Genomic DNA, 20674 nt, shown 5'->3' with positions numbered 1-20674 from the left:
TAAACCCGATGTTACAAATTGCAGATGGAAATAACGTAAATTGTATCACCATGCGTAAACTGATCATCCTCCTTATCCTCACTGCTGCTTTTAACAAAGCATTCGCTCAAACTTATCCCGATGCCCGGCTGCCAACCAATGTCCCGCAGCTTTTTACTGAAGGCCGGCTTAGCGATGGCTTAAGCAATCGCGATTTTACCATATCGCCAAAAGGCGATGAGATTTTTTACACCCTGCAGCAACCGCGCTTTGTAACAAGTACCATAATACGCCTCCTAAAAAAGAATGGCAGGTGGGGGCTGCCAGAAGTTGCCCCATTCTCTGGCAAGTACCGCGACCTGGAAGCGGCCTTCTCGCCCGATGGCAGCACCATTTATTTTTCATCAGACAGGCCACTAATAGGCAGTGCCATAAAAAAGGATTTTGATATATGGCGCGTTAAAAAATCACCCAACGGCAAATGGGGCGAACCCGAAAACCTGGGCAACAATGTAAACTCCGATAAAAGCGAATTTTATCCCAGTATTACCCGTAGTGGTAACCTGTATTTTACAGCCGAATTAGCAGATGGTAAGGGAAGCGAAGATATTGTAGTTTGCAAACCAACCGGCAACAGCGGCTACTCCAAACCAGAAATACTCCCGGAGGACATCAACACTAAGTATGACGAGTTTAACGCTTTTGTTGACCCTGGTGAGCAGTTTATTATTTTAACATCTGATGGTCGCCCGGATAACCTTGGCCGGGGCGACCTGTACATCAGCCATAAAGATAAAGCAGGCAACTGGCTACCCGTAAAACATGTGCCAGCGCCAATCAATTCCACAGCTATTGATTATTGCCCTTTTGTAACCTGGGATAAAAAATACCTGGTATTTACCAGTAGTAGGTTAAATGCCGGGTTTAACGATGGTAAAACAAAAAACTACTCCCAATTGAAGCAGTTGCTTGGTAGCGCAGGTAATGGTTGGGATGATATTTATTGGGTTAAGTTTGATATGAACTGGTAGCGCATCGGTTTTGGTACCTACCCATGAGAGTTAAAAAACAACTGTCATCCTGAGTTATCAAATTTCGCGAAATTCTGAAGGTGAAATGACAATGTAAAGCTATGTCATTGCGAGGAACGAAGCAATCGCGAACTGTGCAGATCAGCCCTGTATAGCATGAGATTGCTTCGTTCCTCGCAATGACATGGTGGACTTGTCATGGGCAGGGACGAAGGATGACAGTCCTTTATCTTATTTTTTCTCTTCGGCTCTTTTCAAAACCGCGTGCGATTTTGAACCATTAACGTCAAGATCTACGGTAGTTGAATCGCCATAAAATTTGCCGGTGTGAGGGATGTCCATACCGCTGGTGCTTATACTGAATGAAAAAGTAGTTCCATCAGTTTTGCCATTGGTTAAAGGCACGTCTCCTTCGGGAGTTAAGGCAGTACCGGTTAACTTGTCGCCTTCAACTTTAAAATTGTAACTTAATGGGTACTCTGTACCGCCAATGTCTACTTTACCAACCCATTTTCCGTTCAAATCGGCAATTGCCGCAAGGCATACCATAAAGCAGCCAACAAATAGTGCAGTTGTAAATAATTTTCTTTTCATAATGTGATTTTATTGGTATCTAAGATAAGATGTTTTTTGTTGAGTTAAGTTACCAATAAATTATTAAAAAGTTATTATCAGCGTGTTATCAATGTTTTGCCACAGCCTTTAAATTGAAAACAGAGAGGAGGCACCTACGGGGCCAAAACATTGATATTTATTATGCTATAAACACGAAGCTACGCCGTAGCCTATTTTTCACAACTCCAGCGGAGTTACGTGTTTATAGTAATAATTTACCCACAATTTTGGCTCCGGATGGAGCCTCCTTTAAAAAGGCGATTTTCCCCCGGCGATTATCTTATCGGGTTGCCACCGCCGGCAGGATGTAATTTTCCATGATCTTCTCTGGCTGCCACACCCTGCGGTTCCTGAAATTGGCCGATGTGATCACCACTACAAGCCGATATTGAGGAACAATGAAAATGTATTGCCCACCTGCACCACGCGCTTCAATCGTGTTGATGGGTTTACCGTTAACCAGGTAATGATAATGCCACCACAAAAATCCATATTCATTTTTTTCGGGATGATTTTCTAATACCAGATATTTTTTAAACGACGCATCAACCCAATTTTTACCGATGATCTGCCTGTTTTTCCATTTACCGCCATCGGCATAAAGTAAACCGAATTTTAACATATCACGTGGCCGCAGGTGCATACCGCCACCAAAGTAAGGGCGGTTAAGCGGATCATTAAACACAATATAATTGTTGATGCCCAATGGTTCAAACAATTGATGATCAATAAACGTGGCAAACGGTTGTTTAACCACGGTATCCATAATTACCCCTAACAAGTATGGATTGGCCGAACTGTAATTGGCGTGGGTACCGGGGTAATTGATCATCGGTGCCTCGACTACGGTTTTAAGCCAGTCGGGCGAGTTTTGGTACTCATCTTCGGATGCAACCGATTTTCGGTCGATTCCAAAATCGATAGCATCCAGACCCGAGCTCATGGTAAGCAGGCTGCCAATACTGATGGCTTGTTTCCTGGTATCATTATCGGCCACATGTTTAAAACGCTGCGGTAAAAAGGAAATGAGCTTTTGGGCGGTATCCTTTAACAAACCCTTATCTATAGCAATGCCCACCAAAGCAGAAGATATACTTTTTGATGCCGACCGCATATCATGCACCGTACCCTCATCAAAGCCATTAAAATACTGTTCATATACCAGTTTACCGCTACGGCTGATGAGTACGCTGTGCGTATTGGTAATCTTATTGGCATTAATGCTATCGGCCATCAACTTTAAATACCGTTCATCAAAGCCGGCGGCTTTTAAACTGCTTACAGACAGACCATCGTTCATATTGGCTGGAACGTTACCATTGAATGGCAGCTTGGATGCCCTGCTGCTCAAATCCCAGTCGGCAGCAGACCTATGTAGTGTAACGTTGGTAATGGGCATGCCCGCTATTGAGGCCTGCAGCGTAATGGCATCTTTGGCCAACCTCCCTTTAAACCGGGTACCGGTGCGAAAATCTTTAAAGTGGATACTATCGCCTTGCTGAACCAATCCACCGCAAACAAAACCCGAAAACCGGGTATCTGCCGAAAAGCAGTAGGCTTCATATTTGGTAGTATCTGTATCGCCGGCTTCCACGCTTACATAAAATTCGGGCCTGAAATTAGATGCTAATAAAATATTCCAGCGGCCGGTGTATTCGCCTGTTTTTGGGGCCGTGAGCATGGTATGATAGCTCCATTGTACCGAGCGGATCATTAGCCGTATTTGCTTTTGTTCGGTGTTGATTATCCCTTTTATCACAAGGTCACTATCCGGCTTAACTTCAAAAGTATTACCGGCCAACAGTTTAAATTGTTTTTTTACCGATGACTGGCCTGCAGAAAGCGTTAAGATGTACGATCCTGTTTTTTCCTTTTTTACGGTTACTTTAATACTGAAGTTTTGTGGCGATGATAAAAGCCCTTCCCAGTGACCGCCATAGTCCTTCATGCCGCTTTGGGCAAAACAAGTACTGCCGATGCAAAACATAATGATTATTGCGGCAATGCTATTTTTAAAATATAGAGTTGATAACATAGCTTATAATTTATACCGCAATAGTACAAGCTGCAGCGCAGGCAAAATAGTATATTGTTAACGTGCCGAGATTATTTTACGGTATTGCAGCGGACTTACCCCAACATCCTTTTTAAAGCACCGGATAAAGTGGCTCTGATCGGCAAAGCCACATTCATAACTGATTTGGGTAAGTGGCATACCCGTTTGGACAAGCAAGCCGGCAGCCTGTTCAATTCTTAGTTTTTTAAGATAATCACCAACTGTAGTGTTGAAATATTTAGGAAACTGGCGCGAAAGGTGCACCGGGTGCACCTGTGCTATAGCAGCCAAACCATCCCAGGAAAGTGATGTGGCATTATCCTCATGCAGCACCTCCCTTATTTTTTTAACCCAGGCCGGTTGCCGGGCTGTTTCCAGCTCACCAACATGGGTAAGCAATCCAAAAACTTTAAAAAGTGATTCGCTGATGGATAAGTTTTCGATAGCAGCCGTATACCTGGTTTGCATGTACATATTACGGAAAAGCAATTTGAATACCGGGTTATTCAACATAGTACTGCCTTCCATTTTATTTAGCGGTAGCTGATAACGTTCAAAAAAATCCTGCTCCAGTTCAATGTGAAAGCCGCGGGTATAGCCTGGGTGCTTAACGTTGCAATGCGCATCCTGCCAGTTGTGGAAAAGCAGGGTACCCTCGCTGCATTCGTAGGTTTCCTTTTTATTGGTTTCCTGCATATTGCCGGCCAGTAAAAAGGTAAAATAGGGGTTTTGATGGGTGTGCCAGTCCACCCGATCATGGGTATACTCAGTATCGGTAATCACCAGGTTATCCAAATGAATGACCTTGTTTTGAACCCCGAAATATTTACCCTTTTGCAGCTGCAGCATATACTATTGAGACGAGCGGGAGGGGATGTTTGTTACAGCTTTTTAATTACTGAATTATTGAATTCTATTTTAATTACTGAATTATTGATTTCCTGCCATTTTCAAATCTTCAAATTCTCAAATTTTCAAATCATTTTTTCATCTGCACATCTGTAATTTGCACATCTGCACATCTTGCATTATTTATTTGCTTAATTTTACCCCGATGAAAAAAGTGGAAGTGCTAAAGCTGATCGATCTGATCGAAGAAATAAAAAAACTGGATGACCTGATCACCCAAAGCCGCAAAAAAAAGACTTCCGACTTTGTGATTAACCAATACGAGGTTAAAAAGCTAAAAATGATCGGCTCTATCATCAGCGAGTTGGCCAACCCACCCATTCAATCAATGGAAAGCTACCTGCTTATCCAAAAAATTCTCAAAAAATATTACCCTAACATCCCGGAAACAGAGCTGTTGAATGACATCGACGTAAGCAAAATTGTTGCTGTTATTGAGGGGTAAACCTAATAGATCATAGCTACAGTAGGCTCAATTTGCCCGTCTTTCCAAAACGCGGTTGCCGGGTGGAAGTGTTTCCAGGAATGCCAGTACTCCTGGTAGGCCTGCACTTTGGTTAAGCGTTGCCCTTTTTGCGTACCTGCTGTACACAAACCATCCCAATCCCAAACAGACGCGGTTTCTTTGTCGGTTAGCTGGTCGTCTTTATTTAAATCAAAGTGGAACGTTTTGCCATTTACGGTAGTGTTCCATACATGGTAACTCAGGCTGTCTTTTTCAATGCCGATGAGCAAGGAGTTATGGTTAAACTCATCGTTCAGTAAGCGTTTATTGTGGATGTGCCGCCAGTCGTAAGCTTTCGCCTGCCCGTTAATGATCACCCCGATAACCCAGCTTTTACGAATCAGTGAATCCTTATTTTTCAGCGCGCTATCTTTATCAATAGCCTGTACCCTATCGTAATTTTTAAGATCAGCGTAATCTGGGACATACAGCTGATCGGGCTGCATGATTAACGATGCAGGGTGTTTTTGCAGCCAGGCGCCAAGGGTTAGCTGCTCATATGGTAACTCCTGTAAATGCTGCCCTTTCAGCTTACCAACGGCGGCATTACCGGTTGCCTGGTACCACCAGGTTTTGGTACTTTCGTCTTCGATAATGGCGTTATAATGCCTTGCGCCAACCAGCCGAAAATTTTGCCTTTTGCCATTTACCACCGGGTTATAAACCCTGCCGGTGCGGCACATGGTGCAATAAGTTACCAATACTGGTTGCTGGCCAACATTATCCTGCACCTTATGATGATAGCCTAAATAAATAACCGGGTACGCTTTGGCTACGCCATTGCTTACCACACCAACTACCAGGTAAGTTAGCGGGACTTTATTGGTTAGTCCGCTGGCAAATTTGACCGCCTCTGTTTCTTTAAACATAGTTTCGGCCTTGTACATATAATCGGTAAGGTAAAAACTACCCAGGCAAAGTAAAAATACAATGGCCTTTACCCATTTGCCCCTTTGGGTGTTTTTAGCGTAGAATTTGTACAGGTACCAAACAATAAATATCAACCCTATCAAGCGCAGCGGGTTAACAATTTTCTCTAAGTAATAACAAACAGTAATGGCATTGAGGTCCTGGCTGCCGGGAAAAGGCATTAGCAGATAAGCGTGTACCAGGCCGGGCAGCACCAACAAAATTATTCCAATCCAAAATATCCCTGGTCTGTGTATATATTTCTTCATTTAATCTGCTTTTAAGGCGGCATACCTGTTTGCCGATGGCAGGTAACCATTTGTTTTAAGAATACCCGCAAGCCGGTTATAAAATGCGGGTTCGGTGGGCGTTACACTGGCCAGGCCATCTACGTAGCGGTTATATAAACTAAACAATGCGGCGATGAGAACGGTATCATGTAGTTCCAGATCAGTAGCGCCGGCTTGTTTGGCCTTTTCAACCAGTTCCGTCGTTACATTTTTACCGCTTACCTGGGTTTTGCGGGCAATCTCCAGCAGGTATTTCATTTTTTCGCTTACGGAAGCGTTATCGGGATCGTTCTTAACTTTTTCGGCGGTTTCTGTTTCGCCAAGTAATACATCCGCTGCCGCCGTGTGGGCGTTAGTACAAAAACGGCATTGGTTACCATTACTTACTACAGTGGCAATCAACTCACGCTCCCCTTCGGTAAGCGTCGATTCGCCGCGCAGTAAGATCTGGGTAAGCTGCCTTATGGGCAAAGCTGTATCCAGGCGATAATTCAACAAGCCGGTAATACCCGGCAGGTTTTCATCTAATGGTATGTATGGCATATCAAAAGTTAACAGTTCCCGGTTTTGCAGCCGGCCAATAAGTTTATAACAGGTTTTATAATCGACCCTAATTTATCTAAAAAAATAAATAAACAGCACGAAGCATAAAAATTTATTTGGCAACTCATTGTTTTTTACCGTTTTCCACACTTTTGATCTCCTCTTTACGGTCTTTTTTAAAGTCGAAGTTGTTGAAATCGGCAGTCTGAGGCAAATCCATCGTGTAGCTTGTAAGCGTATCTATTTCAATGGTGATGTCTTCGGCCAGCAGATCAATCAAGTGACCTCCGGCTTGTTTATCCATCGACAGAAAATGAAAATGATACCCGCTGATATGCGCGCCTTCCATAAATGTTGGGATTCGGAAACCTACCAGGTCGCCTTGTACATTGTTATGTTCAAAAAAGTGCTGCCTGTCAAGCATAGCTGCCAACGGCAGGTAAGGCTTTTCAACCGGCGGGAAAGCCCTGGTTTTAACAAGCTTAAATTTACCGTTAATGTGTATGGCATAAATGCCGTTTTGGTTGGTAAGTAAACTATCCAGGTAACTGTAAAGCGCGGTTTTGGTTAAAGCCCCGGTGTGTTTGTACACCTTTTTGGCTTTAAAAAAGCATACCACGGCATAAGGGAGTTTGCCGGTATCGGCCACCAGGGTGGTTTTACCGGTAGACCGGGTTTGGTAGATTTTGCCGTTAAGCAGCAGCAATTCTCCATCTAAATGGCCAGGTGCGCCTATGCCAAAATTACCATGTTTTTCCAGATCTTTGTAAGGATACCAGTTATCATACAAGCCGCCAATAAACCCGGATGCGAAACCCGCGCTAAACAAATCATCGCCGTTAGCCGGTTTTGTTTTTTGCTGCGCGATAGCTGCCTGGTTAAAAAGTAATGGGATTAACAAAAGGTATAAGGGAACGCGTTTTTTTTGCATGGCGACAGTTGTGTATTAACGGTTACAAAGCAATTGTTTTACAGTAATTTATGCAAGTGTTTGGCGATAAATAAAATGTGAGTAAAAACTACCTGTAGGGCCCTTCCCAATAGCGATGGGTTTAAAACCTTGAGTGTTCGAAAGATTTTTTATTCCCTCCCAACGGGCTACTGTGTGTACACATCTTTGGGAATCGTATCACTAAACAAAGACGTTGTCATTTCGAACCCTTGGAGGGAGGGATTTTGCAGGGCAAGGGTGAGAAATCTTATACGACAGGCTACGTTTGCTTGTCGCTCGTAGAAGATTTCTCTTTCGCGCCCTCCTCATCCCCCTCCTTCGCTCTATCGAAATGACATTTTTCTTTTTTAGAAAGATGTGTACACACAGTAGCTTCCCCAAGGAAGGAATCGCACGTTCCCCTTGCTCTTTTAAACGTTTCGAACACTCAAGGTTTTAAATCCATGGCTATTGGGAAGGACAGCTCATTTACTATCAAATTTTACTTTACCCCAACAACGATATAGAATCCATCACCTAAATTTGTTCAGCAATTAAAACACGAATAATGAAAGTAGAAATATGGAGCGATGTGATGTGCCCGTTTTGTTATATAGGCAAACGTCGTTTTGAAGAAGCCCTGGAACAATTTGAGTATAAAGACCAGGTAGAAATTGAGTGGAAAAGCTTTCAGCTTAACCCCGATATGAAAACCGATCCCAACATCAGCATAAACCAATACCTTGCTGATGCCAAGGGCTGGACGCTTGATTACGCCCAACAAATGCACAACCACGTTACCCAAATGGCAGCCGAAGTTGGTCTTGCCTATGATTTTGACCGTGCTGTTGTGGCTAACAGCTTTAAAGCACATCGTTTTAGTCACTTTGCTAAAAAACAAGGTTTAGGCGATAAGGCCGAAGAAGCTTTATTTAATGGTTATTTTACCCAGGGCTTAAATATAGATGATAATGAAACGCTCATAAAACTTGGTACGGCTATTGGTCTTGATGCAGCGGCGGTACAACAGGTTTTAGAAAGTGATACATACGCCGACGCTGTAAAACACGATATTGCCGAAGCTCAGCATTTAGGTATCAGGGGTGTACCGTTTTTTGTAATGAACAGTAAATACGGTGTATCTGGCGCGCAGGCTGTGCTGGTTTTCCAGGAAACTATTGAGAAATCATTTGCCGAGTGGCAGCAGGAAAATCAAAAACCCACCCTTACCATTATTGAAGGCGAATCGTGCTCACCGGATGGTGATTGCGGATAATCAAAAAAATGGTTAAAATGGTTATCCCTGGTTTTTATTAATGCCCGGGTGATTAGTTTCGTTATAAAACTTTAATAGCGCGTGTTAAATGGATTTTACATTTAACACGCGCTATTTTTGCTTATGGCGAAAGCAATACAATCAAAGCGCAAATTAGTTTTCAACATTTTTAAATAACGCGAAACTATTATATATTTAATGCACGTAAAACTATTAAAATCAGCTGAGTGCATATGAAAAATATTTACTGCAAAATTTTTACTTTCCTGTTTTTAACGGCTACAGTAAGCAGCTGTAAACTCGAAGGAGATGTGCTCCCAGCCGGAGCTTCAACCACAACTACTAATACGGGAACGGGAACTGGTACTGGAACTGGAACTGGAACTGGAACTGGTACTGGTACCGGCACAGGAACGGGTACTGGCACTGGAACAGGTACCGGAACTGGAACAGGCACTGGAACCGGCACAGGCACTGGAACCGGCACAGGCACTGGAACGGGTACTGGTACTGGAACCGGAACAGAAGACGGAGCTGGCCTTGCTATCGGTGCAACCGGCACCATTATTTACCAGGTTGATAACGGATCTGTTGTTACCTTAAACTCTTACACCAATTTTGTGATATTTAAACCAGGGGACCCTCAAACAAGTTTCCTATACCCTAATGGAGGCGTACAAATAGGTATGCTTAACCCCCAGGATACTAACAATGCTTTTATCATGTCATTTATGGGCGCTGTACCGGGTACTTTTGATATATTTTTAACTTCTATAACTTCAGGAGGTAAAGCGTTAACCGGCTCAGGTGGCAGGGCAAAAGCTACTGTATTAACCTATTCAACCACTTTAAAAGGAACGGTAACTGGCACTTTTAACACCACGGTAATGGACGAATCTTTCGCCAGCCATACTGTTAAAGGTTCGTTTAACTTAAAGCAATAAATACACCCAAACCAATCATTATTATTCAGCAGCTGTTTTGCAACAGCTGCTTTATTTTTTATTATTCAAAAATCCATTCCAAAGTAAAAAACGATTTAGCATAACAAAAGTTTAGATAATTGCCTTATATTTGCATCAGTACATCTAAGTGTACTTTATACACTTAGATAACTTAAAATGATAGATACACCCATAAAAATACAATCAGTAAACACCAGGCTACAGCTACGCATAGCTGTTGGCGCTATGTTTTTTATGGCTGGTTTAAGCTTTTCAAGCTGGGCATCACGTATCGCAACCGTGCAGCAAACCATGGGTTTATCAGATGCCGCTTTGGGTGCTGTACTATTTGCCTTACCGGTTGGCTTAATGTGCTCCCTCCCCTTCTCGGGCTGGATCATTACTAAAATTGGCAGCCGCCGTTTGCTCATTATCGCGTTATTGGTTTACGCTGTCGCTTTGGTAAGTTTAGGATTAGCTCAAAATACCTTTCAGCTAATTATTTGCCTGGTTGGCTTTGGCTTTAGCAGTAACGCGGTTAATATCTCTGTTAATACCCAGGCTGTAGCTACCGAACAAGCTTATCAAAAACCTATTTTGGCATCTTTCCATGGTTTATGGAGCCTGGCCGGGTTTACAGGCGCAGGCATAGGCACCTTTATGATTGCACATGACATTACCCCTTTTCATCATTTTGTGTTAATGCTGGTGGTAATAGCCATCGGTGTTATTATAGCTGCCCGCTATTTAAAAGATGATAAAGTTGCCGATGCCGGCCCCGTATTTGTAATGCCCGATAGCTCACTGATTAAATTGGGCATTATTGCTTTTTGTTCTATGATATGTGAAGGCGCTATGTTTGACTGGAGTGTTATTTACTTTAAAAAGGTGGTGCTGGCCCCTACCGCCATGGTAGGCATAGGCTTTACCGCTTTTATGGCCACCATGGCCAGCGGCCGTTTTATTGCCGACTGGTTTGCACATCGCTTTGGCTTAAAAAGAACCTTACAGGTTAGCGGTTCATTAACCGCCACAGGCCTCGCCATAGCCGTAATTTTCCCTTATATCTACACCGCTATAGGAGGTTTTTTGTTGGTTGGCGCGGGTGTATCATCGGTAGTGCCTATGGTTTACAGTGCCGCGGGCAAATCAAAAACTATGCAGCCTGGTGTTGCGCTTGCGGCAGTATCAACCATTGGTTTCCTGGGCTTTTTAATTGGGCCACCCGTTATTGGCTTTATAGCAGGCATAGCCACACTAAGGGCATCATTTGTGCTGATAGCTATGATGGGGTTATCCGTAGTGATCGTATCTTCCAAGGCCAAACTCGACTCCTAAGCCTTACTCAAATCGGCCTCGCCGGGGTTTAGCAGGTAGTCAAACTGCTCGTAACCATTATGTACCATAAACTTCAACCGTTCCTTAGGGATCTCAATATCAAGCGACATTAAAGCCAAAGTTTCGGGCAAATTATCGCGGATCAGTTTCAGATCGGTAATATGAGGCATATCAATTAAAATATCATTCCCCTGCGCCTCAATTTTCCATCCCGGCAGGTTACTGCTGTGCAGTACATCCAGCCATTTTTGTTGATAAGCATTCATAATTGTGTTTTATTATTAAAGCGTTAAAAATGGGATTGGTTTTATTTTTGTGAGATTTTAAGTAACGCTGATAGCAGGTTTTGCCATCAACTTTTCTTCGGCGTTTCTGAATCTTAGAGCCTGTTTAAAAATAAATAAAAAACCGTCGTTGCGAGGATGCATCATGGATATCCCTGAAAAAAACGGCGATGACGTATTGAAAATATCCACTGGCAATCAATAACTTATATGAATTTCATTATGGAAAGGAACGACGTATGGGTTAGCGCAGACGACTCACCCCGACGAGGCTACGCCCGTCTGCCCCTCTCTCCGACTGCGTCGCATAGAGGGGCTAAAAAGATTTTTGCTTCTGCTAACCCTCTTTGCGGCGCAGCCGGAGAGAGGGTGATCCAGCGAAGCGTAGACCGGGTGAGTCGTAGCCCGCGTTCATGCAATTGTTTGTGGCAACACAATACGTCAAGAGCACATATCAGGGCTGTATATGTGTTTAATGGAGGCTGTAAAAATATTTTTGAAAGAAATTTAAACAGGCTCTTACTACCCGCTATAATTTTTTATCATTTTAACCTGGTAACCATTGTAATTTTATAATTTAGCATTGTACATACATAAGTACATTATTAATATAACCAATTATAATTTTTACTAATGGATTTTTTAAACAGCATACTTGATCTTTTTAAAGGTTTTTTTGGCTGGGGCAGCTGGCATAATCTTACTGAGATCATCAAATCTGGTAATTACAGCAAACTGCTCACCTATGAAGGTGTTCAGGCCATGCTTTTCCCTATTATGCCTTTCCTGCTGCTGCTTGAGATTATAAGGGGTGCTTTTTATAAGCGATTTAAGGTTATTCATTACAAACTGCCCTTCTTCTCTTTCGTTCTCAATTCTTTTATTGGCCGGGTGATATCTATTGCCATGATGATATTATGTATTGGCTGGTTTGAAAAGTATGCTATCTTTAAAACCAACTTTACCTGGTATTGGTTTATTTACGGGTATATAGTCTGGGAGTTTGGCCATTTTCTTTATCATTATTTTGGCCACAAGGTAAGGCTGTTCTGGTGCCTGCACTCCACCCATCACGCGCCCGAAACCATGAACCTTTCTATCGGTTTTGCCCACTTCTTTTTAGAAGCTCCTTATGCCGATTTTATCCGCACCACTACCTGTATGCTGCTGGGTGTAAGTCCGCCAATGCTGGCTGTAATTATGTTTATTGATGGTTTTTGGGGCACGTTTATCCACATTGGCGAAAACGCCATTAAAGACGGTCGGCTTGGCTTTTTAAACAACATATTGCTTACACCATCGCACCACCGGGTACACCATGCCCGCAATATAACGTATATGGATACTAATTTTTGCAACCTGCTGCCCATTTGGGACAGGGTTTTCGGCACTTATCAAAACGAAGATGTGAACATTCCGATTGAGTACGGGATCAGTCGCCCCATGATCAAAAACAGTTTCCTGGATGCTTATTTTGGAGAGATAGTAGCTTTGGCAAAAGATGTGTACAAAGCCCCCGGCCTTAAAAATAAGGCCCTATACATTGTGATGCCCCCCGGCTGGAGCCACACCGGCGATCATAAAATGACCACCGTAGTTAAAAAGAAATATTTTGATGAATTGGAGAAGAAGAATGTTGAAGATAGGGAAAAAGTGTTGGGCTAAAGAGTTGTATCATTCCTTTGTGTCTACCCTATGACAACTATAAAACTATGTCATTGCGAGCGCAGCGCGGCAATCTCGTAGCCCTACAGAGCGAATAAGCAGGGTGACGGAATTGTTTCGTACCACTCGCTGTTCGAAGTCTCCGAACAGCCACGGAAATTCTGAAGGTAGAATGACAATGTAAAGCGATGTCATTGCGAGGAACGAAGCAATCTCATGCTATACAGAGCGGTTCTGCACAGTTCGCGATTGCTTCGTTCCTCGCAATGACATGGTCGACTTGTTATGGGTAGTTTTAAAATTCGGAGGACTTTGAAGATGGGAATGACAATGCGACGAAAGACTTACGAAGTTTTAAAAACTTCGTAAGTCTGGGATCTACAACTTGTCATGGGTAGGAACGAAGGATCTTCTTCGCCCTGCTAATTGCAGACTTTTATAGTGAAGAAGTTCCTTCACTGCGTTCAGGATGACAAACGTTTTTAAAAAAAGGCATGAATAGGTACGAAGTAATGACATAATTAACTTTACATCAAACGCTTATCCCCTCAATCCTCAATAAACGGCAACTTCACATTCTTATAAGCCGGCTTTTGCAGTTGCAGTTTTAACTTTTTAAAGCTTTCGGCAGGGCCCTGGGTTACAAACATATTGCTGAGCCAGGCCGGGATGCTGCCACCGGGATCGGCGTGCAGGGTATATAGCACCTTCACCTTTCCGTTGGCTTCGGGTGTTAGTACCCATTTACCATTCGAATCCGCGACGCGTACTATACCTGGCTTTACGGGCACCATATCGGCCACACATGGTGCATATACGGTAATTACTTTGGTGGTGGCATCCTGTACTACTTTAATATGGGCTATAAAATCGCGATCGCTTACAGGCCAGGGCACTTCTACTTTAGAATAATAATATAATTCGGATGGCGATACCTGCTTTACAATATAGTTTGATGAGGTATGGTATAGCCAGTCTTCGCTGTTCTTTACATCAAGCAGCACCGCCACTAATTGCGTTGGGGTTGCGTTTAAAATACATTCTACCTTAATGGCTTTGATCTTTGAATCGGGAACTGTACGGGTAAAAATTTTAATGCCGTCGCTCTCGCTTTTCAATTTCCAATCCTCTCCTGCCTGGGCAAAGGCAAAATTCACTATCAGGGTAAACAACAAGGTTAATTTTTTATACATAATAAAGGCAGCAGGATAAGTATTATAAATTCAGAAAACGTCAGGCTCAATCCACTATATAACTCAGCCTGACGTTTTTATAAACCGGCTTTTGCAATTGCACTTTCAGCTTTTTAAAGCTTTCCATTGGGCCTTGTGCAATAAACATGTTGGTTAGCCAAGCGGGCACATCGCCTCCCGGATCGGTATGCAGGGTGTAACAAACTTTAACCCTACCGGCATCAGCAGGCGTAATAACCCACTGACCGCTCGACTCTTCAATACGTACAATGCCCGATTTACGCGGTACCATATCGGCCACACAAGGCGCATCAACCGTAACAACTTTAGTAGTGGGGTTTTGCGATACTTTAATATGTGCAATAAAATCCCGGTTTTTAACAGGCCATGGTACTTTTACCAGCGAGTAATAATAGATCTCTGCCGGCGAAACCTGTTTTACAATATAGCTTGATGAGGTATGATAAACCCAATCATCGCCGTTATTAATATCCATAATAACCGATACCAGCTGCGATGGCGTGGCATCAAGGTAACATTCAACCTTTATAGCTTTTACTTTTGAATTGGCAATATTGCGTGTGTACACTTTAATCCCGTCGTCGTCTTTATCAAGGTTCCAGTTGCCATCTGTCCTTGCCGATGCAAACTGCACAACAAGCAGCAGCAACAAAGTCAATTTCTTATACATAAGGTTAGCCGGGATATTATCCGGTGTAACAAAACTAATACAAAAACAGGCCGGTGATTTCACCGGCCTGTCAACGCAAGGTCATTTGCTTATTGGTAAATATTAAATATGAAACTGCTATGGCAATTGCCTATTATTTCAACTTGAGTTCGATATAAGAAAAGGCAATCGCAAATCAAGAAAAGTATGTCATTTCGATTGAGCAAGGGCGGGATTGAGCGGTTGCGCCAAAGAAAAACTATCTATTGAGCGAAGCGAAAAATCTTATACGATATGCTACGATGGACTGCATAACGCATAAGATTTCTCCTCACCCTCCACTCAGCCATCCGCTGTTCGTCGAAATGACATTTGGGGGTTCTTATATCGAACTCACATTACTTCAATTCAAAAACATAGCTCCCCGCTTTGGCCTGGTAAAAATTGGCAATTGGTTTGCCGCCAAGGTAAGCCTTGCCCGCCGGTAGCTGAATACTGGCCGTTGAATTTGCCGGCACTGTCACCCTATAGGTAACCCCACTTGCTGTGCGCTGCCATGAGGAGATGATTTTGCCATACGGACCATCGTGCGTAGCCGTAAACTCATTTAAACCTGGTACAAAATGAGGTGCCAGGATCACGTTTTTAAAGCCTGCATGCTCAGGATCGGGATGTATGCCTGCTATGCCTTTGTACAGCCAGGCACCAATTTCGCCAAACATGATGTGGTTTAAGGAGATATCAGATTTGGCGTCTATCTGCCAGTTTTCGTACAAAGTAGTAGCCCCATTAACCATCCACCAGCCCCATGATGGGAAGGTTTCCTGTGAAGCAATCTTGTACGCCACATCCGGGTAACCGTTATCGCTTAATGCACTTAAAATAGCTTTAGCGCCCAGGATGCCTACGTCCAGGTGGAAATTATCGGCAGCAACGCGCGCGGCCAGGTTGGCAGCTACTTTGCTTTTAAGCCCATCAGGTACTACTCCCCAAAACAGCGGAACACTTAGCTCGGTTTGCAAGCCTTGCCCGTAAATGCCCGTTTGCGCGTTCAGGTATTTGGCATTGATGGCGTTTTTGATCTTATTGGCAAGCGCGGTGTATTTTATATAATCATCCTGCTTGCCTAATATTTTGGCGGCTTTAGCCAGGATATTGGCATCGGTATAGTAATAAACAGATGATGTTAATTCCACCGGCGATACCGATTTTACGGGCACCCAATCGCCCAGGCCCCAGGTGGTTAAGCCGGTTGGGTAAAGGTCATTAATGTGGTTCACATATTTTTCAATGCTGGTGTAGCTATCGGCCAGCAATTTGCTATCGCCATAAAATAAATAGATGTTCCATGGGATGATGGCGATGGTGCTTGTCCAATCCGGTCCGTTACCCCATTCGTAACCCCAGCCACCAGTTGGGATAATGGAGGGCAGCACACCGTTGGGCTGCTGCTCATCGCGATGGTCGGCCAGCCATTTTTCGTAAATGGTGATGGCATCAAAGCTAAACAAGCCGGTTTCGCTGGCTATGTGGGCATCCCCTGTCCAACCATTCTTTTCACGCTGAGGGCAGTCTGTGGGGTACCCCTGCAGGTTGCTCAGATATGAGTTATTAGTGGCACTCCATATTTGGTTAATAGTTGGGTTTGATGATTTAACCTCCCCTATCGGCTGCACATCGCTGTGCATAAAATAGGCCTTCAGGCTTTCTTTAGTGAGCTGAATTGGCTTACTGCTGCTTACCTCTACATATTGAAAGCCCTTGTAGTTAAACTTAGGCATAAAGGTTTCCTCGCCTTTACCACCAAGAATAAATATGTCTGTCTGGAAAGGGTCTTTGTCATCCGTTGGGCGATAATGCAGATCGATATTGGATTGATCAACATGGCCGTTCTTGTTCAATCGCTCGGCATGTTTCAGACGGATTACTGTGCCCGAATCGCCTTTAACCGTGATCTGGCTTACACCCGATATATTCCGGCCAATATCAAATACCCAAAGGTTGTTATCTAATTTAGTAATAGTTTTTGTAGCTATCTCCTCTACATTACGGATAGGCTGCAGACTTTGTGCCACAATATTTGCCGATGGTGCCGACCGGTTGATCACCTGTTTCCAGGCGCTATCAACAAAGCTTGGCGTATTCCATCCCGGTTGTTCTTTGCGGGCGTCATAATGCTCGGCAGTGTAAATACTATTAAATACTACCGGACTAAAAGAAGTTTTCCATTCGGTATTAGACGATACGGTTTCGATAGTGCCATCGGTATAGGTAATGCGCAGATCCATGCAGAAGGTTGGCCTGCTGCGCCATGGTGCCTGGTGAAAATACCATACGGCAGTACTTTGGTGGTTGTACCAGCCATTGCCCAACAGTACGCCTACCGCGTTTTTTCCGTTTTGCAGGTTGGCGGTTACATCATAAGATACATAAAGCGTACGCCTGTCAAAACGGGTGTACATGGGATCTAAGCGGTGGTTGCCAATTTTTTTACCGTTAATGTACATTTCATACAAACCCGCTACCGCGATATAAGCCCTTGCCGACTTTATCGTTTTAGCAACCTTAAAATCATGCCTGAAATATGGCGCGGCCTGCGTGGCAATACCTTTACCATCGCTAATCCATGAACCCTTCCAGTTGCGCATTTCCATCATCCCGGTTTCAAAACTGGTTACTGCCGATGGTGCAAGCTTTTTACCGGCCTCATCCCATAATTGTACCCGCCAGTAGTATTTAGTGAATGGCTGCAAAGCTTTACCACCGTAGGTAATTAGATTTGATGATGATATCGTTTTAGCGGTCGTCCAGCTACTCCCCTTTCCCTGGCTCACAGCAACAGAATCCGTACCTACAAAAACCTGGTATGCCAATTGGGCCGCGCCTTGTTGCGCATCGTCCATTTGCCAGGTTAAGCGTGGGTGTTTGGCATCAATACCAATGGGCGTTACCAGGTACTCGCACTTTAAACCAACGGCTTTGGCAGGTGTTTCGGCGTATACGTTTTGAACAATATTGAACAGGAAAATGATGTAAAGCGAAAGCTTACATAAAGGATGTTTCATGTATGGGAAATATTAAGATGGATAAATGTAGCAAATGCCTGGTAATTCTTCTCAGACACAATGTTAACCGGATGGGGTGGTATTGGCAACCTGCACTGTCTTGCACTATAAAAGGGCTAGTTTAATACAAGTTTAAGCCTCAGCAAAGTATTTGATGAGTTAAGTGCATGGCAAGGGCGGTTTTTATTGAAAATGAGTAATATTTTTTGTAAATTTGTTAAGATAGAAAAATCGCCTTTTCCTGTTGCATCACTATTTAGATGCCTTTGTATTTATTCAAAGAAGCAAAATACCAAAAACACACATAAGTCACTATCCAACAGCAACTTAAACAACAAACAACGGTACACAAAAGGATATACAAAGGTGCAGTAAGGTACAAGAAAGGTGCACGAAAGGATATCCGCAGGTGCACTAAAGGTTAACAAAAACAATGGGGATATTGCTTACAAAAGGCGCTTCAAATCAGGCCAGATTTTATCGGCCATTACCCTGTAACCGGCGGCATTAGGATGCAGCATATCGGCAAGGTTAAGATGGGATTTACCGGCCACGCCATCTAAATAAAAAGGCACACAGGCTATTTGGTTAACGTCGGCCAGCTTTCTAAAAATAGCTTTAAAGTTTGCGGCAAAAGCACCGGGGATAAAGGCAGGAATCTCCATCCCCATCATCAGCATCTTAATACCGGGGTATTTGAGTTTTACCCTGTCAATAATGGCCTGAAGGTTTTGGAAAGTAGATTGCGGCGAAATGCCCCTGATGATATCATTAACACCCAGTTCGAGCACAAATACATGCAGAGGGCGGTTCAGCCAGTAATCCAGGCGCATGAGGCCACCAGATGTGGTATCGCCACTAAGGCCGCCGTTAATACAATGATACGGCAAGCCCAGGGCATCTATCTTTTGTTGTATTAAAGCAGGGAATGATTCGGATCTGTGATCGCGCAAACCATACCCTGCCGTGAGGCTATCGCCAAAGAAAAGAATATTCTGCATAAGTTACAGGACGGGCTCTGAGGATGTTTTTTGACTTAACACTCCTTACTCAGAACTCAAAACTCTTAAAACCTATTATTATCTCTGTAGTTCTGAGCCCGTACCGCAATTTGTTCCAACGTAAGTTCGCCGTATTTTTTTGCACGGTCCATCCATTCGGGAGCTTCATCGGCAAGGTTATCAATGATGGATTTACCATCAGGTCCCTTTTTAGTAACATAATTTATACCGTAGGCAACTGCTGCGCCAATGGCAAGTGTTTTTATAAAGCCCATAATTTTGCTATTTAATTTATTGAGTATATGACAATCATGATGCCAGTTTGTTACGCATCTGTAAGTTAAGAGTTATGCGGGTTTAAAAAGTTTAATGTTTTATCTATTTTTACTGGTACTATGTTTTTTATCCTGTCAAAAGTACTTTCTTTTTTACTTTGCCCGTTCCTTTATGCCTTTGTTTTATTGGCTGTAGCTGTGTTTTCAAAGAAGTCAAAATTGAAACGTAAATGCCTGCTTTGGGGGTTTATAGTGCTCTGGACATTTTCGACCCCATTATTTTTGAATTTATTGGCCCGGGCCTGGGATGTTGCCCCCGGCAAACTTGAACCCAATAAAACCTACAGTGCCGCGATTGTATTAGGTGGCTTTTCTGGCGACGACAAAAATGGTAAAGGCTCATTTAACTGGGCAGCAGACAGGTTTATACAGGGAGTTATGCTGCAAAAAACAGGCAGGGTAAAAAAGATTTTAATTTCAAGCGGCAACGGCAACTTGTTTGCTGATGGTTTTAGAGAAGCAGACTGGGCAAAATCGCAATTAAATATCCTACAGGTTCCTGATAGCTGCATCCTGATAGAAAACCAATCGCGCAATACAAGGGAAAATGCCTCATTAAGTAAACAGCTATTAATTAAACAACACGAAAAAGGCCCTTACTTGTTGATAACCTCGGCCTTTCACATGCGTCGTTCATTGCAGATCTTCAAAAAAAGCAATGTTGACGTTATAGCCTATCCATGCAACTATGTAGCCGGAGACAGGGGTTGGTCTTTTTCAGATTTTATACCGTCTGCAGACGCGCTGAGTGGGTGGAATATTTATATCAAGGAGATTGTTGGCGTAGTTGTTAATTTAATAACAGGCAGGGCTTAATGTTTCAAGTTCCTGATATTATCATCCGCGTTATCGGCTTTGTTTTTCCTATTCCAGTCATCAATATCAATCAGCCCTTCTTTGGTTCGGTAATGTTCAATATCTGTTGGGCATCTCACTACATATTTGGCCCCTACCTGGCTAATTACCGGTCTTTTACCGCATATGATACAGTTTTCACAATAAATGGAAGGTTGAATTTTCAGAAATTTTGACATTTGGCGCTAATTTGGTAACACTTTTAATAATAAAATATACCTGTAAACGGGTATATTTTTGCATGGATTTCCTGTTAAATTTCTTTGGTTTTGTTGTCAAA

General features: G+C 43.1%; 20 protein-coding genes. 7 read left to right on the top strand and 13 right to left on the bottom strand.

The window, feature by feature from the left end; all coding sequences use genetic code 11:
* The first annotated feature begins 8 nt into the window (after positions 1–8).
* Positions 9–1010 (top strand): TolB family protein, encoded by a 1002-nt coding sequence (locus FHS10_RS04695; RefSeq protein ID WP_259088093.1) that lies wholly within the window; start codon positions 9–11, stop codon positions 1008–1010.
* A 231-nt stretch (positions 1011–1241) separates the two neighbouring features.
* On the opposite strand, the gene FHS10_RS04690 is transcribed toward FHS10_RS04695, so the two are convergent.
* From FHS10_RS04690 to FHS10_RS04680, 3 genes are all read right to left on the bottom strand, one after another.
* Entirely contained in the window at positions 1242–1604 is a 363-nt protein-coding gene (locus tag FHS10_RS04690; protein WP_259088092.1) for a hypothetical protein, read from the bottom strand.
* Positions 1605–1905: 301 nt separating this feature from the next.
* Positions 1906–3660 (bottom strand): serine hydrolase domain-containing protein, encoded by a 1755-nt coding sequence (locus FHS10_RS04685; RefSeq protein ID WP_259088091.1) that lies wholly within the window; start codon positions 3658–3660, stop codon positions 1906–1908.
* 57 nt (positions 3661–3717) lie between these two features.
* Positions 3718–4530, bottom strand: coding sequence for a helix-turn-helix domain-containing protein (locus FHS10_RS04680; RefSeq protein WP_259088089.1), 813 nt, complete (start codon positions 4528–4530; stop codon positions 3718–3720).
* A gap of 205 nt (positions 4531–4735) precedes the next feature.
* On the opposite strand from FHS10_RS04680, the gene FHS10_RS04675 reads away from it, so the two are divergent.
* The gene (locus FHS10_RS04675; RefSeq protein ID WP_259088088.1) at positions 4736–5035 is read left to right on the top strand and encodes a hypothetical protein; all 300 of its coding nucleotides are present in this window, start codon (positions 4736–4738) and stop codon (positions 5033–5035) included.
* A gap of 2 nt (positions 5036–5037) precedes the next feature.
* Here FHS10_RS04675 and FHS10_RS04670 read toward each other — a convergent pair whose 3' ends face one another.
* The 3 genes from FHS10_RS04670 to budA form a co-directional block, all read right to left on the bottom strand.
* Positions 5038–6273, bottom strand: a complete 1236-nt coding sequence (locus FHS10_RS04670) for a DUF3179 domain-containing (seleno)protein (protein WP_259088087.1) — start codon at positions 6271–6273, stop codon at positions 5038–5040.
* Positions 6274–6837 (bottom strand): carboxymuconolactone decarboxylase family protein, encoded by a 564-nt coding sequence (locus FHS10_RS04665; protein WP_259088086.1) that lies wholly within the window; start codon positions 6835–6837, stop codon positions 6274–6276. It abuts the gene before it with no gap.
* A 124-nt stretch (positions 6838–6961) separates the two neighbouring features.
* On the bottom strand, positions 6962–7768 hold the full coding sequence (gene budA, locus FHS10_RS04660; RefSeq protein ID WP_259088084.1) for an acetolactate decarboxylase: 807 nt from the start codon (positions 7766–7768) through the stop codon (positions 6962–6964).
* 568 nt (positions 7769–8336) lie between these two features.
* On the opposite strand from budA, the gene FHS10_RS04655 reads away from it, so the two are divergent.
* From FHS10_RS04655 to FHS10_RS04645, 3 genes are all read left to right on the top strand, one after another.
* Positions 8337–9044 carry a DsbA family oxidoreductase gene (locus FHS10_RS04655; protein ID WP_259088083.1) on the top strand — a complete coding sequence of 236 codons (708 nt, stop codon included), beginning with the start codon at positions 8337–8339 and terminating at the stop codon, positions 9042–9044.
* Positions 9045–9277: 233 nt separating this feature from the next.
* Positions 9278–9988 (top strand): hypothetical protein, encoded by a 711-nt coding sequence (locus tag FHS10_RS04650; protein ID WP_259088082.1) that lies wholly within the window; start codon positions 9278–9280, stop codon positions 9986–9988.
* A 177-nt stretch (positions 9989–10165) separates the two neighbouring features.
* Entirely contained in the window at positions 10166–11326 is a 1161-nt protein-coding gene (locus FHS10_RS04645; protein ID WP_259088080.1) for an MFS transporter, read from the top strand.
* On the opposite strand, the gene FHS10_RS04640 is transcribed toward FHS10_RS04645, so the two are convergent.
* Complete coding sequence (locus FHS10_RS04640) at positions 11323–11592, bottom strand: hypothetical protein (protein WP_259088079.1); 270 nt, start codon at positions 11590–11592, stop codon at positions 11323–11325. The two genes, FHS10_RS04645 and FHS10_RS04640, sit on opposite strands and share 4 nt — an antisense overlap.
* 651 nt (positions 11593–12243) lie before the next feature.
* On the opposite strand from FHS10_RS04640, the gene FHS10_RS04635 reads away from it, so the two are divergent.
* Positions 12244–13275, top strand: coding sequence for a sterol desaturase family protein (locus FHS10_RS04635; protein ID WP_259088077.1), 1032 nt, complete (start codon positions 12244–12246; stop codon positions 13273–13275).
* Between the two features lie 548 nt (positions 13276–13823).
* Here FHS10_RS04635 and FHS10_RS04630 read toward each other — a convergent pair.
* From FHS10_RS04630 to FHS10_RS04610, 5 genes are all read right to left on the bottom strand, one after another.
* A complete protein-coding gene (locus FHS10_RS04630; RefSeq protein WP_259088075.1) occupies positions 13824–14468 on the bottom strand; it encodes an START domain-containing protein in 645 nt (214 codons plus the stop codon).
* Positions 14469–14514: 46 nt separating this feature from the next.
* Positions 14515–15159, bottom strand: coding sequence for an START domain-containing protein (locus tag FHS10_RS04625; protein WP_259088073.1), 645 nt, complete (start codon positions 15157–15159; stop codon positions 14515–14517).
* A gap of 377 nt (positions 15160–15536) precedes the next feature.
* On the bottom strand, positions 15537–18203 hold the full coding sequence (locus FHS10_RS04620; protein WP_259088071.1) for an alpha-L-rhamnosidase: 2667 nt from the start codon (positions 18201–18203) through the stop codon (positions 15537–15539).
* A gap of 446 nt (positions 18204–18649) precedes the next feature.
* Positions 18650–19204: an arylesterase gene (locus FHS10_RS04615; protein ID WP_259088068.1), complete on the bottom strand. Its 555-nt coding sequence runs from the start codon at positions 19202–19204 to the stop codon at positions 18650–18652.
* A gap of 65 nt (positions 19205–19269) precedes the next feature.
* Positions 19270–19479, bottom strand: coding sequence for a YtxH domain-containing protein (locus FHS10_RS04610; protein WP_259088065.1), 210 nt, complete (start codon positions 19477–19479; stop codon positions 19270–19272).
* Between the two features lie 120 nt (positions 19480–19599).
* Here FHS10_RS04610 and FHS10_RS04605 point away from each other — a divergent pair, with 120 nt between their 5' ends.
* Positions 19600–20355: a YdcF family protein gene (locus tag FHS10_RS04605; protein WP_259088063.1), complete on the top strand. Its 756-nt coding sequence runs from the start codon at positions 19600–19602 to the stop codon at positions 20353–20355.
* Here FHS10_RS04605 and FHS10_RS04600 read toward each other — a convergent pair.
* The gene (locus FHS10_RS04600; RefSeq protein WP_259088061.1) at positions 20352–20573 is read right to left on the bottom strand and encodes a hypothetical protein; all 222 of its coding nucleotides are present in this window, start codon (positions 20571–20573) and stop codon (positions 20352–20354) included. The two genes, FHS10_RS04605 and FHS10_RS04600, sit on opposite strands and share 4 nt — an antisense overlap.
* Between the last annotated feature and the right edge of the window lie 101 nt (positions 20574–20674).

Origin of the sequence: Mucilaginibacter dorajii (assembly GCF_024808255.1) — a bacterium.
Classification (GTDB): Bacteria; Bacteroidota; Bacteroidia; order Sphingobacteriales; family Sphingobacteriaceae; genus Mucilaginibacter; species Mucilaginibacter dorajii.
Note: the sequence above shows the minus strand (reverse complement) of the source record. Positions and strands in the feature narration are given on the sequence as shown.

Coding starts and splice junctions, on each gene's coding strand:
- FHS10_RS04615 (WP_259088068.1), bottom strand. CDS start 19,204: ATGCAGAATATTCTTTTCTTTGGCGATAGCCTCACGGCAGGGTATGGT.
- FHS10_RS04680 (WP_259088089.1), bottom strand. CDS start 4,530: ATGCTGCAGCTGCAAAAGGGTAAATATTTCGGGGTTCAAAACAAGGTC.
- FHS10_RS04690 (WP_259088092.1), bottom strand. CDS start 1,604: ATGAAAAGAAAATTATTTACAACTGCACTATTTGTTGGCTGCTTTATG.
- FHS10_RS04695 (WP_259088093.1), top strand. CDS start 9: ATGTTACAAATTGCAGATGGAAATAACGTAAATTGTATCACCATGCGT.
- FHS10_RS04605 (WP_259088063.1), top strand. CDS start 19,600: ATGTTTTTTATCCTGTCAAAAGTACTTTCTTTTTTACTTTGCCCGTTC.
- FHS10_RS04685 (WP_259088091.1), bottom strand. CDS start 3,660: ATGTTATCAACTCTATATTTTAAAAATAGCATTGCCGCAATAATCATT.
- FHS10_RS04675 (WP_259088088.1), top strand. CDS start 4,736: ATGAAAAAAGTGGAAGTGCTAAAGCTGATCGATCTGATCGAAGAAATA.
- FHS10_RS04635 (WP_259088077.1), top strand. CDS start 12,244: ATGGATTTTTTAAACAGCATACTTGATCTTTTTAAAGGTTTTTTTGGC.
- budA (WP_259088084.1), bottom strand. CDS start 7,768: ATGCAAAAAAAACGCGTTCCCTTATACCTTTTGTTAATCCCATTACTT.
- FHS10_RS04625 (WP_259088073.1), bottom strand. CDS start 15,159: ATGTATAAGAAATTGACTTTGTTGCTGCTGCTTGTTGTGCAGTTTGCA.
- FHS10_RS04610 (WP_259088065.1), bottom strand. CDS start 19,479: ATGGGCTTTATAAAAACACTTGCCATTGGCGCAGCAGTTGCCTACGGT.
- FHS10_RS04670 (WP_259088087.1), bottom strand. CDS start 6,273: ATGAAGAAATATATACACAGACCAGGGATATTTTGGATTGGAATAATT.
- FHS10_RS04640 (WP_259088079.1), bottom strand. CDS start 11,592: ATGAATGCTTATCAACAAAAATGGCTGGATGTACTGCACAGCAGTAAC.
- FHS10_RS04630 (WP_259088075.1), bottom strand. CDS start 14,468: ATGTATAAAAAATTAACCTTGTTGTTTACCCTGATAGTGAATTTTGCC.
- FHS10_RS04645 (WP_259088080.1), top strand. CDS start 10,166: ATGATAGATACACCCATAAAAATACAATCAGTAAACACCAGGCTACAG.
- FHS10_RS04620 (WP_259088071.1), bottom strand. CDS start 18,203: ATGAAACATCCTTTATGTAAGCTTTCGCTTTACATCATTTTCCTGTTC.
- FHS10_RS04600 (WP_259088061.1), bottom strand. CDS start 20,573: ATGTCAAAATTTCTGAAAATTCAACCTTCCATTTATTGTGAAAACTGT.
- FHS10_RS04665 (WP_259088086.1), bottom strand. CDS start 6,837: ATGCCATACATACCATTAGATGAAAACCTGCCGGGTATTACCGGCTTG.
- FHS10_RS04650 (WP_259088082.1), top strand. CDS start 9,278: ATGAAAAATATTTACTGCAAAATTTTTACTTTCCTGTTTTTAACGGCT.
- FHS10_RS04655 (WP_259088083.1), top strand. CDS start 8,337: ATGAAAGTAGAAATATGGAGCGATGTGATGTGCCCGTTTTGTTATATA.